Raw genomic sequence first — 15,820 nt, 5'->3', positions numbered from 1 at the left:
AAGGCTTATATCCTGCGTTATTGATTTCGACAAGGGAATAACCATTATCTTCAATCAATGCCTTGCCTATAAGCCTTTAAATTCTCGCTAACCGATCACTTTCTTATACGGATTGGTATTACTCAGCGTAAATCAGGTAAGGTTTACGTTGTTGTTTAAATCTCGTTAATCCTTGCTGCCAGCTTTGTTTGATTTCTTGCGAGGATTTACCTGCAACAATAGCCTTTCGTAATTTATCTGTGCCACTTAACTTGTCCATAAAGTCTGCGCGTGAGAAAAACGGTTCGCCTTGCCCTTTAAATTTTTGATGCCAGTTTATGATATAGCTAAGGTTAAGGCCTTTCTCTTGGCTTGCTCTTAAATCTTGGCCAACAAGTTTCTTATCCATTAGTTTAGGTTTAGAAGCTGCGCCTGGGGTGGATACTGGTGTAAAGGAAAAGTCGCCAATGTTGATAGTATTATGACCAATCACTTGAAAAGGGAAAGGGGTGCCACGACCAATACTCACAGGCGTTGCTTCGAAAAATCCGAGCGACGGGTATAAGTTAATTGATACTGAATTTGGTAAGTTAGGGCTAGGTTTTACCGGTAACGGGTAGGGCATAGAACGTTGATAATTTTCCATGGCAATAACGTTAAGCGTTAAATTTTTAGTGGTTTTTAACCACCCTTCACCGATAAACATATTTGCTAATTCACCAACCGTCATACCATGTAAAAGCGGAATTTCATGCATACCTACGAATGAGGTAAATTGCTGCTCTAAAATGGGGCCATCGACAAAAGCGCCATTGGGGTTAGGCCTGTCTAATACCAAAAATGTTTTGCCAGCGTCTGCTGCAGCTTCCATCATATAATGCATTGAACTGATGTAGGTATAAAAGCGAACCCCAACATCTTGAATATCAAAAATAATAACGTCGATATTGGTTAGTACTTCTGGGCTGGGCTTTTTATTTTTTCCGTAAATAGAAACAATCGGGACACCTGTTTTTTTATCAACACTGGAGTTGAATGTTTCACCGGCATCCAAATCACCACGAAAGCCATGCTCTGGTGCAAAAATAGCTTGAACGTCTATGTCATGAGAAATGAGAAAATCGACAAGATGTTGCCCTGAAACTTGTGAAGTTTGATTTATCACTAAACCAACACGCTTTCCTTTTATTAAGGGTAAATAGCTGGCGACTCTCTCTGCACCAACAATGATTTTGTTTTGTGGAGCAAAGGCGCTTGTTGGGTAGGCAAGAACAGCATAGGAAAACAGCGCGAGAATAAATAGGCTGTACTGTAAGAGAATATTTTTGTTAAAAAGTTTTTTTATTTTAAAGACAGTCATAGTACAACCTTAGCTAAAGTATTGTTGAACAAGAGGATTAAGATTCTTTGTGTTCTACTGCTTCACGTAAAAAGCCGTTATGACTTTTCAGAGATTCTCTCGCTTGTTCGACAGGCATACCGGTAAGGATCATAAGTGTCGCTAATTTGGCATTATTATTAGCATTTTTTAACGCCGTTTGGGCTTGATTATAATCACAACCCGTCGCTTGCATTACAATACGAACCGCACGTGCATAGAGCTTTTCATTACTAGCACTTACATCAATCATCAGGTTTTTATAACTTTTACCTGAGCGGATCATGCTAGCAGTACTAAGCATATTTAAAATTAACTTTTGTGCTGTACCCGATTTCATTCGCGTTGAGCCAGTTAATGCTTCAGCACCAACAACGGCGCAAATATTAATGTCATTAGCTTGATCAAACTTTTGGTTGTAACTACAGCTAACCCCAACAACACAAGCCCCGATACTTTTTGCATAGCTCATCGCTGAAATAACATAAGGTGTTCTACCACTCGCGGCAATGCCGACTAAAACGTCTTTACTCGTTAACTTGACCGCTTTTAAGTCCTCAACAGCAAGTTCTTTATTATCTTCAGCACCTTCAACGGCTTCTTTAATGGCTTTTTCGCCGCCAGCGATAATGCCAATGACTTGCTTATTTGAAACACTAAAGGTTGGAGGACATTCTACCGCATCTAATATACCTAATCGTCCGCTAGTACCGGCTCCGATATAGATTAAACGACCGCCACACGCGAGCGCTGTAACAACCTTATCGACGGCTTGACTAATTTGAGGAATAACTGTTTTAACGATATTTGCGACTTTTTGATCTTCATTATTGATCATGGCTAGTACGCCATCAGTATCGAGTAAATCTATGTCTAAAGTATCTGGATTTTGCTCTTCAGTTGAAATACTTTTAAGTTCGTCAATCATTAGAGACTGCTTATCCAGCAATGTTTTGTCCATCGTTTAATTTTCCGTCAATGTTTTAGCTTTAATCTATCGTGCATGATAAATAATAAAGTAAAGTTATCATAGTGTGTTTCAAAATACGCAAAGAATATATTATTCCTTAAGTTATGTAAATAAGGAATTTTATCTTTGCATTCTAGTCAGAGTGTTTGAGTGAAGTTCTATTATTTTATATCTCAATGAATCGCAAGGTTAAAGTGGGGGCTATTAGCGTGTATAGCTCAAAATGATATAACTTACGTTGTTCTACTCATAGTTAGTAGTTGATAATCAAGCTAATAGCTATAAAATTAACCGCTTTAGATTAGCAAAAACTGTGTTATGAATGATTTTAATATTTTGGTGGTTGAAGATGATGAAATCTTAAATCAGCAATTAACAGAATTACTTACCTCAAAAGGTTATCAAGTAGAACAATGCTTTGATGGCGAGTCAGGCTTAGTTAGAGCTTCATCACAACAACATCACTTGATTTTACTCGACGTGATGTTACCTGAGCGGGATGGCTTTTCATTACTAAAGGTATTAAGAAAATCATGTCAAACGCCAGTTATTATGGTGACAGCTAAAGGCGCAGAGCAAGAAAAAATTCAAGGTTTTAGCCAAGGGGCAGATGATTATGTCGCTAAACCCTTTAGCACTGCTGAATTATTATTACGTATTGAAGCGATACTGCGTCGAAGTCATCATAATATCGTCGAACCCTCAGAACAAGAACTCACAGTAGACGGCTTAACTATTAATAATAAAAGCCAAGAGGTTTATGTGGGAAAATCCGCCTTAGAGTTCACACCAATTCAATTTAAATTACTGTGGGAATTGCTACTTCATCGAGGTGAGGTATTAAGCAAAGCCTATTTATATCAAAAGGTACTTAATAAAAATATTGGCGCTTATGATCGTAGTTTAGATATGCATTTGAGCCGTGTTCGTAGAAAACTTAATGAAGCCAGTTGGCAAGGTGAACGACTACAAACTAGCCATGGCAAAGGGTATTGCTTGGTATGACAAATAAACTATTTTTAAAACTCTGTTTAATTATTGCTACCAGTATTGTCATTCTTTTCTATTTGCTTAATATTCTTACCTTGAAAACAGAAGAGGGGATGAGTTTTTTAGCCGAGGAAGATAAGAAAACATTAACAGCATGGGGAAACAAAGCCGAGCAGCTATTCGTCTCTGGTGATAGCGATGCCCTTGAACAATGGTTAACGCAACTACAAAAACAAGAGAACACTTGGATGGTGGTGGCGGCTTTTGACATTGAGAATATTGCCGGTGAAACACTAAAGTCAGAATATTACCAAGGGTATAATTTAGGTCGCAGTATTGATTGGAAGATTCATCTGTATTTTGACCGAAATCCGGTCATGCAAATGCAATTTAGCGATAAGAAAACCAGCCTGCTGGTCTATTTGCCAGATCGAATGAGACCCGGTGCTTATTGGCGATATATGCAAGTTACCTTGCAAATTATTTTGCCCGCTATATTACTGATACTTTTATCCTATTTACTATATCGCTATATCATGGCGCCGTTAATTCAACTTAAAAAGGCGACACGAGATTTCAGTAGAGGTCATTTTGGCGTTAGTGCTAAAAAAATGATGGGTAAGCGTAACGACGAATTTTCAGAGCTTGCCGTAACGTTTGATCAAATGGCTGCTCGAATTGGCGAACAAATTACCAGTCAGCGACAATTAATTGCTGATTTATCTCATGAACTAAGAACACCACTAACTCGATTAGACATTGCGTTAGACAAAGAGAATAATCTACTTAACCCCAGTGAAAATATTGATCGTATTGATCGAGAATCAAAACAAATTCGAAAATTGGTTGAAGACACACTTAGCTTAGCTTGGCTGGAAAATGAACAACCTGAATTACAACAAGAGTCGTTAGAATTAATCGACTTGCTTGATGTGTTGATTGATGATGCTAAATTTGAATTTCCGGACCGAGTTATTGATTGCCAATTTCCCGACTCGGCGTTAATTGCCAATTCTAGCCATAGAGCAGCAGGGCAGGCATTAGAAAATGTACTTAGAAATGCTCTGCGGTATACACCAATAGGAAAAAAGGTATCGGTATCCGTTCTTGAAAATGAAAGCTCATTCCAAGTAGATATTCTTGATCAAGGTCCCGGAGTCCCGGAGCAATACCTAGATACTATCTTTAAGCCATTTTTCAGAATTGATAGTTCAAGAGCAGCAAATAGCGACAGTTTTGGCTTAGGGCTCGCATTAGCAAAGCGGCAATTAGCAACCATTAAAGCCAGTATATATGCAATGAACATCAAGCCTGATGGGCTATGCATAACTATTAGCTTCCCAAAAAACTAAAGTTTTTTGTTACTTATTCTCAACGATAAAGTCACCAATTCAACTGATTGTTATACCCCTTTTTTAATTATTTAAATGTAACAAATGTAAAAATGATAGACTTTTTTATCTAAATGAGAATAATTCGCGTTTAATTTCGTATTATTAATAATAATTAACCATAAAGGTCAAACATGAAACTAGATAATAATCGCAGAGGATTAACACCTTTAGCTACAGCAATTGCGTTGGCTATTGCTACACCGATGGCATTTGCTGAAGATAGTAATGTCGATGTTGAAAACAAAGAGATGGAAACTATTGTTGTTGTCGGACAAACGACAAACACAGTAATAACTGCTGAAGAATTAGAAAAGTATCAAGCAAATGACCTGTCTGATATATTTCGTTTAGTGCCATCAGTTACTGTCGGCGGCTCATTAGGCATAGCGCAAAAAGTTTACATTCGCGGCATGGAAGATACTTTATTAAATGTTACTGTTGATGGTGCCCCTCAAACAAGTACCTTATTCCACCACATTGGACGACTTGCAATCGATCCTGACTTATTAAAAGAAGTTGAAGTACAAGCCGGTGCTGGCGAAGCAACGGCTGGTGCCGGAGCCATTGGTGGTGCTATCCGTTTTAAAACCAAAAGTATTAATGATGTATTAGAAGAAGATCAAAATTTTGGTGGCGCGGTAAAAGCGAGTTATTTTAGTAATGCTGGTTACCAAGGCAGTGCTTCACTATATGGTCGTTTCAATGAAGATTGGGGCGTATTGGCGTCATACGTTTATACAGATCGCGATAATATGGAAGACGGTAACGGCAATGAAATTTCAGGTACTGATCCTGAGCAAAAGTTAGGTTTTGTTAAAGTTAACGGTAATATTGGTGATAACCAATCGTTAAGCCTAAGTTATGAAGGTCGTGATGAAGAAGGTGAGTTTGTTCAGCGCCCTAACTGGCCTGAGTCAAGTTGGAACCCGTTATCGCCACTTGCTGTTGAACGAGACACTATTGTTTTCAACCACGCATTTGAACTTAATAAATTGCTTAATTTAGAAACTACAATTTACAGTACTCAAGCGAGTGTCGAGCAAACAACCACTCGATGGGGTACATACAAAGGCGAAGTGAAATCTGCAGGCTTTGATATTCGTAATACTAGTAACCTTTCTGAGCATCAAATTACTTATGGTGTTGAATACCGTCAAGATGAAGTGACTGCAGGAGCTCCTGGAGATAGTGGCGCCAAAGAAGAAGGTACCGTTGCAGGTATTTACATCCAAGATCATTGGCAAGTAAACAATGCGCTATTAATTAGTTTTGGTGGCCGTTTCGATCAGTACGACTTAGATCAAGTGACTTATGATAATAGCGTTGACAGCGATGGTTTTAGCCCAAATATTGGTGCGCAATATACCTTTAATGATAATTGGGAACTAAACCTTGGTTACGCACAATCGATGCGTGGCAAAGAAATTGGTGATTCATTCACGATTGAAGCAGGTTATATAACGGTTGACCCAGAGCTAAAAGCAGAAGAAGTGGATAATACGGAAATTGGCTTAACTTATCATGACGAGCATTGGAATGTTGTTGCCTCTGTTTATCAAAGTGATATCGATAACGTGATTTTAGATCAACTTGGTCAAGGTACGTATTATGAAAATGTTGGAACACTAGAAACAGAAGGCTTTGAATTAAAAGTTGGTTACTGGTTTGACGATGTGCAAGTGGTTGCAAACTATGCCTATAACGATGCTGAGTTAAATGGCAATAAAGTAGAAGGTTATGAGTTTATTGGCTTAGCTAATGTACGTGGCGATACTTGGGGCTTAAATATCAATTATGCCTTATCTGATACTATCGAAATGGGTTGGAACTATACCTATGTTGCCGATTTAAACAATATTGAAGTATTCCATCGATTAGTTGATATTGGTTGGGCTACCGAGACGCAAGTGATAGACAAAGAAGGTTATAATGTTCATGACATTTTTGTACAGTGGCAACCTATTGAATCCATTCTTGTAAATTTTGCCGTTCAGAACTTATTTGATGAAGCCTACATAGATCATTCAAGTGTTGCTGATTACAATGGTATTCCCGGTTGGGAAGGTGTATCAGGCATATACGAAGCGGGTAGAGACATTCGTTTATCGGTAAGTTATCAGTTTTAGATAACGAAAGAGTATTACTAACGGCTATTGTATTTCTACAATAGCCGTTTTGTTATTTTTTATCTTGAGCAAGTAAAAATTAACAATGTTGAGAGTAACAAATTGTTTAAAACAATTAAGGGTTAAAATGTTTCGAAAGTTCCTGTTTTGGTCACATTTAGTTGTGGGTATCAGTGTTGGTGTTGTGGTATTTATCATGGCAGCTACTGGTGTATTGTTAACCTATGAAGCACAAATAGAAGAGTGGGATGCCTCACGTCATAATGTAGTGATTCAAGAGGATAAAGCGACTCTTAGCACAGATGACATACTGGCAATTGGACGAGAAAAACATCCTCAAGAAAATCATTTTTATATACAGTGGGTTAATGAAGAAGGCCGAGCTATTCCTTTGTGGGCAGGCCCCAATAGTTATGTAATACACCCTTATACAGGAGAAATTTTACAAGAAGGCCAAAGCTGGGTTGTTGAAACTTTACATTTTATTACGGACTTACATCGCTGGTTAGCACTTGCTGGTAAACAACAAGCGATAGGAAAAGAAATAACCGCTTATAGTAATTTACTGTTCGTTTTTTTGATTATCTCAGGTTTGTATTTATGGTTTCCTCGTCGATTTAACCGTTCATCTTTTAAGGCACTATTACTGTTTAAAAAGCGTTATAAAAGTAAACATGCAAGGCACTATAACTGGCACCATGTTTTAGGCTTTTGGATGTTAATACCTTTGTTTGTCATTGTTATGTCGGCTACTGTTTTTCACTTTCATTGGGCAAATGATGCACTTTATGCCATTAATAATGAAGAAGCCCCAGCGCCACGTAAAAAACGAGAATATGTTGATATTGTTGACGGTAAATTGACTTACCACGCTTTGTTTGAAAAAGCTAAAAGTCACGCAGCAGAAACAGGTTATGAAAACTGGCACTCTATGTGGTTAGAGTTTGGTCGAGAAGCGGGAAATACACGCTTTTGGATTGACGAAAGTTTAGCAAACGATTATGCCGTGTCTTATGCTTTATTTTTAGATAATGATACCGGTGAAGTCGTTAAGGTTGAGCGTAACACAGATTGGCCCAAAGGGGCTCAAGCATGGGGCGTTGTACGTTTTCTACATACAGGAGAATACTTTGGTGTTATTGGGCAAACTATTGCAGGCTTAGCTTCTCTCGCAGCCTGCTTTTTAGTGTATACCGGTTTCACGCTTTCTTGGCGACGTTTAGTCACTCCATGGCTACGTCGTAAAAAGCAACCTTTGATGGCGCCAGTAGCGAATAAAGCGGTTGAAACTGAATGATGGTGAGCCTTTTTAGATAAGAAGAGAAAGAGTGAATCAGTACAAAGAAAAGCTACAAACATTAACGTGTTTGTAGCTTTTCTTTTTTATAAACGGCGCTGTTAATTAAGAAAATAAAATCACTTGAGAAAATTAAATATATTGTATACATTATATTTAATTTGACTTTACTCAGTAAATACCATGAAAATTAACAATGCACTCCTTTTTGTACTCGCCACCGTTTTTGCTATCAATGCCTGTAGTCATTCAGCGAATAATGAATCAGTTTTGGTTAAGCAATCAGTAGTTAGGATGCAAACCGATGCTTTGCAATCTCAAGCGGTACAAACTGTACTTAATAGCGACTTAGAAACGCTTTGGAGTCAAGAGTTTGATCATTACCAAGAAGGGTTATTGCTAGAGGTTAGCCAAGCTATCTCAGCGTTAGCTAAAAAAGGGGATTTATCCGATATAGATCTAGACAAGCTTAGCTTTTATTTGCGGGTATATAGCAGCTTTGGCCCAGATAAAGATTGGGTTGAAGGTAGCGCTCATGCACTTAACAATGCCTTGTTAGACTTACAAGATATGCCAGGGTTCTATCAAATATCCGCCACCACGGCGAGATTACATGAGAACTATGCTGTGGCGATTTATCGGTTGTACTTTTTAGAAGCGCTGCAGTTACAAAGCGCTGATCATATTAATTCGTTAACGAAGTTAATCGATTTATATGCCAACAGTGATTTAGCCTTAGGGGATGATCAGCAAGCAAATGAATATGCACTTTGGGAGCTTCTTCGAGCAAGTGCAATATTACCCTATGAAGCAAAACGTAAAAATAAAGTAGAGCATCTAGCCATTTATGGAGAAAACAAGCAGATACCACAATCATTATTGGCTTTCATCAATAGTAAAAATGCGATTGTCGATGGTGATAACTGGCCGAAACAACATGCTTTGTGGGCACTTGCTCAATATTACAATGTTTATAATAGCCAATATTTAACAGCATATTATGAGAAGAGTGAGGCAGAGCAAAAACAGTTGGACGATGAAGAAACTCAGCTACCCATTCAGAAAAAGATGACGGATTTAGACAATGCTATTTGGCTAGCATTAAGTAAACCGATTGATAATGCAGTGCACAGTTTAGCGCACCAGAAAACCTTATTTAGTATTCCATATGTGGTCAGTACCTTTAGAGGTAAATCTGAGTGTGAAAAAACGAGTTTGAAGGATCGATGCATCACTCCAACAGTAGAAGAAGCAACACCGATTAAACATGTTTGTTCTGATAGTTTGTTTATCCGTACGCAGAAAATGACAGAGCAACAATTAGACGCCTCATGCCGCCAGCTTATTTCACAAGAAGATGTCTTTCATGAAAAACTTGCGACTAATCGCCAACCGGTAGCGAATGACTTTAATGATAAATTAAGAGTAGTGGTATTTATTAATTCCGCTGAATATAACAAATATGGTCAGCTAGTCTTTGATATCAGTACCGATAATGGTGGTATGTATATTGAAGGTACAACACAAGATCCTGACAATATTGCGACCTTTTATTCTTATGAACACTTTTGGGTTAGACCTAAGTTTCAAGTGTGGAACTTGCATCATGAATATGTTCATTATCTAGATGGACGGTTTATCAAGTATGATACTTTTAATCATTTTCCTAGTCATTTAGTGTGGTGGTCTGAAGGTCTTGCAGAGTATATTTCTAAGGGTGACGATAACCCCAAAGCATATAAACTATTGCATAAAACAGCTGCAGAAGATTGGCTCACTTTACAACAAGTCTTTGAAACCAAATATCGTGATGGTAATGATCAAGTTTATAAATGGGGTTATTTAGCCACGCGCTTTATGTATGAAAAGCACGTCGAGACTTACCGAAAATTAGCTCACTACCTAAAAACAGACTTCTTCGAGGGCTATAAAAAATTATTAGATGAAAGTGGTGAAAAATATCAAGCAGAATTTAACGCTTGGTTGGTATCACACAATGATAGTTTTGTAGAAAAAACCGCTGTAACTAATCCTCATAAACCCCGACAGTTTTATCGATACACCTATAAAGACTATTTACAACCAGCAAAATTAATAGAAACACAACGTCATATGCATTGGCAATATTGGCATGAGAATGCGTTGAAAGCAGAAGAAAATGTGCTAGGGAAGTAGTTAAATCACCTTCATTTGGGCATTAAAAAACCGCAACTAATTGAGCTCTGTCATAGTTGCGGTTTATTTTATCTAACTTACGGTTGATAAAACGGTACTGAATACTCTAAATAGAATTTGTAGAAATAAAGTATTAAGTTATCTTTTTATAAACCAAGTACGCTGTCACTAAATCGCTAATTGCCGTACCCACAGATTTAAATAAGGTAATATCATCTGCAGATTGTCTTAGATTTTCAGGCTGGTTACACATAGTTGCTAGCTCACCAATAATATTTTCTGCCTTAAATACACCTTCTGAAATCGGTATCAGTAGCTCACCTGCTTCATTTAAAGTATTGGCTAAGCTATCGACATACACCCGAGACTTACTGACTAAATTACTATCGCATTCTCTGGCATCAACCATATGATTTCCTAAGCAATCAACATGAGTTCCGTTGGTGACGAACTCGCCTGAAAATAATGGCTTTTTGGCAGCGGTTGCACAGCAAATAATATCAACATGGGGGATTTCAAGCTCAACATCTAAACTGGTATAAAAGTCGATGTTAGGATAAAAATCACTGAATTGGTTAATTAATTGCTGAATTTTAATCGCATTTCTACCCCAGATAGTGACTTTGCTTAATGGCCTGACACTAATATGTGCGTGTAGTAAATACGCAGCTAGATTACCGGTACCAAATAACATTAAATGTTGGCTATCAGGGCTTGATAATAGCTGACTGGCTAAGGCCGAAATAGCAGCTGTACGCCAGTAAGTGACACTAGTACCATCGACTAAAGCGAGTGGTTGTCCGGTATCGCGTCGAAATAACATGATTTTAGAGAACAAGCCTGGTATGTCATGCTTAGCATTATTCTCTGGAAAATAAGTAAACATTTTATTGCCAATTACCTCATCATTCCATGCGGGTAATAGAGCAAAAGCATCGTGATTATTATTATCTTCAGGGTTTAAACTATGTACTTGTCGTTGCGGCATTTGAAAGGGCTGACTAAAACTGTTTTTTAGTAATGGTATTAGCTCTTCAAAGTTTAATTGTGCTTGTACTTGTTCATTGGTAATAATTTGCATGGCTGTCTCTTGGGTAATCTTAGATTAAAGTTCTATGAGGTTTCTTGGGAATTGTGTAAGTATGGTTAAACCTTGCTCGGTTAATACCACATCATCTTCTATACGTACGCCGCCCCAATCCGGTATATAAATACCCGGCTCAATAGTGATTACACAGCCTGGTTTAATTACTGTGTCACAATCACCGCCCAGAAAAGGTTGTTCATGTAATTGCAGTCCCACGCCATGTCCTAAACCTTCACCGGCAAAGGCTTTATAATCGCTAGCTAATAAAATATTGGCAGATTGCTGATATACGTATTCGCCTGTAATACTGCTATGCTGACCTTTGGCTAAAGCATCTATGGCTTTTTGTTGAGCTTGTTGTACCAATTGATAAATATGTTTTTGTTTAGTATCTGCTTGACCAAAAACAAAAGTACGTGTCATATCAGAGCGATAACCGTTAACCACGGCGCCAAAGTCAATTAAGATGAGATCGCCGTGAGTTAATGCACGATTTGACGGCACACCATGGGGCAATGCGCTACGTTCACCAAAGCCTAATATAGTCGCAAAAGACAACTCTTCAGAGCCAAGCCCCGCCATTTGATACTCAAGCTCATTTGCCAGCTCTCGTTCTGTAATACCTGCTTTAATTAAGGGGAGAATATTGCTCAGGGCTTGATCGCCTATCGCTGCGGCTTGTTGGATATCCGCAATCTCTTTAGTCGATTTGAACATTCGCAGTTTTTCGACACTTTGTGTGAGTGGTAATATTTTACTGATACCAGCTAATAGAGTGAATTCTTCTGCCATCTGCTGCCACAGAGCAACACTGATATGCTCACTTTCAAAATGAAGACTTTGGCAGTTTTCTTGAGTGAGTAGCTCAGCAATCAAGGAAGCTAATGATTGATTAGCACGATCTCGGCAAATAACGTTAAACCCAGTTGCTTGCTGCTTCGCTTGTTCAAAATATCGATAGTCAGTGAGCAAGTAATTGGTATTATTCGTTATTACTAGAGTAGCTGCATGACCTGAAAAGCTTGATAAATATCGTATATTGATATCGCTAAAAATAATCAAAGCGCTATTAAGCTCTATGAGTACTTGCTGTCTTAAAGTATTTATTGGCATTACTATTACCTCGGCTCTTATCTTAGTAAGAAGCCATGTTTTAGGGGATCATCTTGGTTTATTAGCCATTGTGCTTTTCCGCAGACAAAGGCATTTCCTGTCACCTGTGCGATAACCGCAGGGTAGTTGTCTTTCTCGGTGCCATAATTAAGTTTCTCAATAGCTTGAACCGTAAATTCACTGGCTAAAATACTGTCGATAACGATACTTTCATGTAACGCGATTTCTGCTTTAGCAACATGCAAAGCAATACGACCACTGACACCACTCCCCGTAGGACTTCTGTCTAGCTCACCATCAGCAAAAATACACACATTACGGCTGTGAGTGGTTTCAGTTGGCGACTCACCAACAAATATCACCCCATATAAAAAGCTTAAATCTTCCTCAAATGGGTGAGTAATGGTGAGACTTTCAACTATGGCCTGTTTTATTCGTCGACCATAATCGATAAGCTTACTTTGATGGACTGGAGTTAAGGTAAGGTCTAAGCTGTGCGCTGAGACATACGCATAAAAAGCGCCACCAAATGCGATATCAAAAGTAATTGCACCGATATCCTGCACGTTAATCGTCTGCTGCTGAGAAAAAACAAAAGCAGGTACAGAATCGAAACTAACCTGAGTAATAAGGTTGGGTTTCTTGTTATTTTGGGCAAAAGCTTTAGCGTGAATTTGTCCGCAAGGTACATCGATAATAACTTCAGTAACTGCTCCGGTTTGTTTAACTACACCTGACTCGACAGCACATTTAGCTAAAGCGATAACCGCATGACCACACATGGTGGAGTAACCTTCATTGTGGATGAAAATTGCACCAAAATGACTATTATCTCGTTCCGCTTGAGTAATGATCGCACCGTACATGTCAGCATGACCACGTGGTTCAAACATTAATGCTTGTCTTAATTCATCATGATGCACCTGACAATCACGCCGTTTAGCTAAGATAGTTTCTCCCTTGAGTATTGGAAAACCATCAGTGATGATGCGTAATGGCTCACCACCGGTATGACACTCAAGAGTATTAATGGTTAAAAACTTTTCCTGTGTTAAGTTTGGCTGCCAATGCTGAAACTTTTGTAAAGGTATTTTGTGCTTATTCATTAATTATACTCATTACTTGCTTGTGCTAATTGAAATGCCTGTTGCTGCTCAATATCTTTTACTAATGTGCGGTTAAACACAGCTAAAGCGATGCAAGTGAAAAAACCTAGTAAGGCGATAATTACCCACATTAATAAAGGGTTATCCAAATCAATGGCTAGAGATTGATATAACCAACCCGAAAGTAAACCTGCAAATAAATTACCTAATGCCATTGAAACAAAGTAATAACCCATAAACATGGCCGCTTTTTCTTTTGGCGCAAATGAGGCTACATATTCTTGGCTTTTAGGGGCAGCTGTCATTTCGCCAATGGCAAAGATAATCACTGAGGTTGCAACCAATAAACCGCCAAAAATAAAGCCGTGAGCAAAACCACCAATCAGCATCGCAAGTGACAAAATAGCGGTGCCAGTAATTAAAGTGGGTAATGCTTTAAATTTGCCGATAAAACGACTGATGCTGATTTGAAATAGTATGATCATTAAAAAATCGATACTTAATATAGTTGCGGGGTTTATTTGACGATAATCATTAGCCCATTGCTGTGCGATCACTGTACTGGTTTGCGTTAACGTTTCATTGTGTTGAGCGAGTATTGTAAAAGCATGGATAACTTCAGTTTCAGGTACGCGAATGTCTAGTGCCGATAATGTCTTAACTATCTCAGCAACCGAGGCTTTATCTGATGTTAAGTTAATGTGAGCATAGCTTTGGCTCAGTCGGATGATTTCGTTGGTTAGGGTATCTAGGTTGACTGCGGTGAGAAGTTCATGCAGCCAAGGGCTTAGGCTATGCAATAAATGTACGAGATCGCTACTATCGACGAAATCTCTAATAAATACTGGTAAGGTGACGAATATTTGTAAATATACCGTCCAAAATCCGGTTAATATCAGTAAATATACCATAAAGGCTTTATTACCGACTCGCATGGTTTGTTTATACCAAGGGGATATCATTTGAGAATTTTTCTTTTTACTGGCGGTTAATCGAATAAGAAAATCCCAGAAAAAAGCTGAAATAATAAGTATGGCGGCAATTATTGTTGTAACTTTACCACTGCTGATAATCCCCGAATAAAAAGACACTAATAGCACCAATAAAGGCACCACTAATAAAGCCAATCGGCCATTTCCTAGTACCTCTTGCATTTCAGTCATGACTTGCTTTAAGCCGCCGGTTTTAATTTGACGTGTTGGCTCTTTATAGAAAAATAATGCTGGAATAAAGTTAATCGCAATCCAAAGACTGGCAAAAATAAATACCCATTGCCAACCATAATTTTTTTGAATAATTGGCGCCAGAACAGGTCCTAAAAAGCCACCGATATTCACCATCATGTAAAAAATACCGAAACCTAAACCTCGATTAGAGTCATCAGTACTTCGGCTAATGGTAGCTATCACCACTGGTTTAAAAATACCTGCCCCTAAAGCGATAAGCATAAAAATACCAAGGAAACTGCTTAAACTACTGGCATAGCCTAAAAAGTAATAACTGGGCGCCATTAACGTGAAAGCCAATAAAAACATTTTCTTGTAACCAAAACGATCTGCTAACGCGCCAGAGATAACAGGAAATAAATATAAGAAAAATGGCACAACACCCATGATTAAGCCGCGTTCATTATTACCTAAGCCTAGACCACCTTGAGTACTGGGCGTCATAATATAACTAGCCAATAGCGTATACATACCGTACCAAGCGAGTCGTTCAAATATTTCCATCGTATTGGCGACATAAAAGGCGCTAGGGAAGGGGGTTATTGTATTTTTAGTCATACATGCTCATTGGTTTTATTGTTATTATTTAATCAATAGTAAATATTGTATACAGTATACTCTTATTTTTCAATAGATGCTTTTTTTTGGGGGGAGGTAATAAATGCCGTTCTTCAGAGTAGCTTTATTTTAGTAAGTTATTGATTAGAAGCTTTGGCTAAATAATAGGTTATATGCGCGGTTTTATGTTTATACAGTAGAGGTAAATGCGAGTCTGAAAGGTGTAATGCTAAACATAAATATTAAAATCAAAAGAGCAGGTGGCTCTTGGGTTAGCTACTTGATTTTTGGAGCTAGCTAGTGGCTTAGCAAAGTAAAAATGCTCATTAGCTAACATGTCGAAATTATTAGGGAAAATTACAAGCTGATAACTGGTGAAGGGCAAGGGGCGACTAATTTTAGTTGGAGTGCCGCCCATTTA

12 protein-coding genes are annotated in these 15,820 nt (G+C 38.2%); 5 read left to right on the top strand and 7 right to left on the bottom strand.

The annotated features are described in order from the left end of the window. Positions 1–118: 118 nt before the first annotated feature. Positions 119–1,339, bottom strand: coding sequence for an exo-beta-N-acetylmuramidase NamZ family protein (locus tag AC27IF_RS04690; RefSeq protein WP_487052575.1), 1,221 nt, complete (start codon positions 1,337–1,339; stop codon positions 119–121). 37 nt (positions 1,340–1,376) lie between these two features. Beyond that, the gene (murQ, locus tag AC27IF_RS04685; protein ID WP_487052574.1) at positions 1,377–2,285 is read right to left on the bottom strand and encodes an N-acetylmuramic acid 6-phosphate etherase; all 909 of its coding nucleotides are present in this window, start codon (positions 2,283–2,285) and stop codon (positions 1,377–1,379) included. A gap of 360 nt (positions 2,286–2,645) precedes the next feature. On the opposite strand from murQ, the gene AC27IF_RS04680 reads away from it, so the two are divergent. From AC27IF_RS04680 to AC27IF_RS04660, 5 genes are all read left to right on the top strand, one after another. Beyond that, complete coding sequence (locus tag AC27IF_RS04680) at positions 2,646–3,332, top strand: response regulator transcription factor (RefSeq protein ID WP_487052573.1); 687 nt, start codon at positions 2,646–2,648, stop codon at positions 3,330–3,332. Beyond that, positions 3,329–4,669: a histidine kinase sensor domain-containing protein gene (locus tag AC27IF_RS04675; RefSeq protein WP_487052572.1), complete on the top strand. Its 1,341-nt coding sequence runs from the start codon at positions 3,329–3,331 to the stop codon at positions 4,667–4,669. The genes AC27IF_RS04680 and AC27IF_RS04675 overlap by 4 nt, the downstream gene beginning before the upstream one ends. Positions 4,670–4,842: 173 nt before the next feature. Further along, positions 4,843–6,837: a TonB-dependent receptor gene (locus AC27IF_RS04670; protein ID WP_487052571.1), complete on the top strand. Its 1,995-nt coding sequence runs from the start codon at positions 4,843–4,845 to the stop codon at positions 6,835–6,837. A 127-nt stretch (positions 6,838–6,964) separates the two neighbouring features. After that, on the top strand, positions 6,965–8,134 hold the full coding sequence (locus tag AC27IF_RS04665; RefSeq protein ID WP_487052570.1) for a PepSY-associated TM helix domain-containing protein: 1,170 nt from the start codon (positions 6,965–6,967) through the stop codon (positions 8,132–8,134). 183 nt (positions 8,135–8,317) lie between these two features. Next, a complete protein-coding gene (locus AC27IF_RS04660) occupies positions 8,318–10,309 on the top strand; it encodes a collagenase (RefSeq protein ID WP_487052569.1) in 1,992 nt (663 codons plus the stop codon). A 133-nt stretch (positions 10,310–10,442) separates the two neighbouring features. Here the strand turns inward: AC27IF_RS04660 and lhpI are convergent, their stop codons facing one another. The 5 genes from lhpI to AC27IF_RS04635 all read right to left on the bottom strand — a co-directional run bounded on the left by lhpI (position 10,443) and on the right by AC27IF_RS04635 (position 15,817). Further along, a complete protein-coding gene (gene lhpI / locus AC27IF_RS04655; protein WP_487052568.1) occupies positions 10,443–11,390 on the bottom strand; it encodes a bifunctional Delta(1)-pyrroline-2-carboxylate/Delta(1)-piperideine-2-carboxylate reductase in 948 nt (315 codons plus the stop codon). Between the two features lie 24 nt (positions 11,391–11,414). Then, positions 11,415–12,509 carry a M24 family metallopeptidase gene (locus AC27IF_RS04650; RefSeq protein ID WP_487052567.1) on the bottom strand — a complete coding sequence of 365 codons (1,095 nt, stop codon included), beginning with the start codon at positions 12,507–12,509 and terminating at the stop codon, positions 11,415–11,417. A gap of 17 nt (positions 12,510–12,526) precedes the next feature. Beyond that, positions 12,527–13,615, bottom strand: coding sequence for a proline racemase family protein (locus AC27IF_RS04645; protein ID WP_487052566.1), 1,089 nt, complete (start codon positions 13,613–13,615; stop codon positions 12,527–12,529). After that, complete coding sequence (locus tag AC27IF_RS04640) at positions 13,615–15,399, bottom strand: MFS transporter (protein ID WP_487052565.1); 1,785 nt, start codon at positions 15,397–15,399, stop codon at positions 13,615–13,617. The genes AC27IF_RS04645 and AC27IF_RS04640 overlap by 1 nt, the downstream gene beginning before the upstream one ends. Positions 15,400–15,628: 229 nt before the next feature. Beyond that, the gene (locus AC27IF_RS04635; protein WP_487052564.1) at positions 15,629–15,817 is read right to left on the bottom strand and encodes a hypothetical protein; all 189 of its coding nucleotides are present in this window, start codon (positions 15,815–15,817) and stop codon (positions 15,629–15,631) included. Positions 15,818–15,820: the final 3 nt, after the last annotated feature.

Source organism: Colwellia sp. KS18-150, assembly GCF_057551365.1.
Note: the sequence above shows the minus strand (reverse complement) of the source record. Positions and strands in the feature narration are given on the sequence as shown.

Excerpts from the sequence above, each read along its gene's own strand:
- AC27IF_RS04690 (WP_487052575.1), bottom strand. The coding sequence starts at position 1,339 with ATGACTGTCTTTAAAATAAAAAAACTTTTTAACAAAAATATTCTCTTA.
- murQ (WP_487052574.1), bottom strand. The coding sequence starts at position 2,285 with ATGATTGACGAACTTAAAAGTATTTCAACTGAAGAGCAAAATCCAGAT.
- AC27IF_RS04680 (WP_487052573.1), top strand. The coding sequence starts at position 2,646 with ATGAATGATTTTAATATTTTGGTGGTTGAAGATGATGAAATCTTAAAT.
- AC27IF_RS04675 (WP_487052572.1), top strand. The coding sequence starts at position 3,329 with ATGACAAATAAACTATTTTTAAAACTCTGTTTAATTATTGCTACCAGT.
- AC27IF_RS04670 (WP_487052571.1), top strand. The coding sequence starts at position 4,843 with ATGAAACTAGATAATAATCGCAGAGGATTAACACCTTTAGCTACAGCA.
- AC27IF_RS04665 (WP_487052570.1), top strand. The coding sequence starts at position 6,965 with ATGTTTCGAAAGTTCCTGTTTTGGTCACATTTAGTTGTGGGTATCAGT.
- AC27IF_RS04660 (WP_487052569.1), top strand. The coding sequence starts at position 8,318 with ATGAAAATTAACAATGCACTCCTTTTTGTACTCGCCACCGTTTTTGCT.
- lhpI (WP_487052568.1), bottom strand. The coding sequence starts at position 11,390 with ATGCAAATTATTACCAATGAACAAGTACAAGCACAATTAAACTTTGAA.
- AC27IF_RS04650 (WP_487052567.1), bottom strand. The coding sequence starts at position 12,509 with ATGCCAATAAATACTTTAAGACAGCAAGTACTCATAGAGCTTAATAGC.
- AC27IF_RS04645 (WP_487052566.1), bottom strand. The coding sequence starts at position 13,615 with ATGAATAAGCACAAAATACCTTTACAAAAGTTTCAGCATTGGCAGCCA.
- AC27IF_RS04640 (WP_487052565.1), bottom strand. The coding sequence starts at position 15,399 with ATGACTAAAAATACAATAACCCCCTTCCCTAGCGCCTTTTATGTCGCC.
- AC27IF_RS04635 (WP_487052564.1), bottom strand. The coding sequence starts at position 15,817 with ATGGGCGGCACTCCAACTAAAATTAGTCGCCCCTTGCCCTTCACCAGT.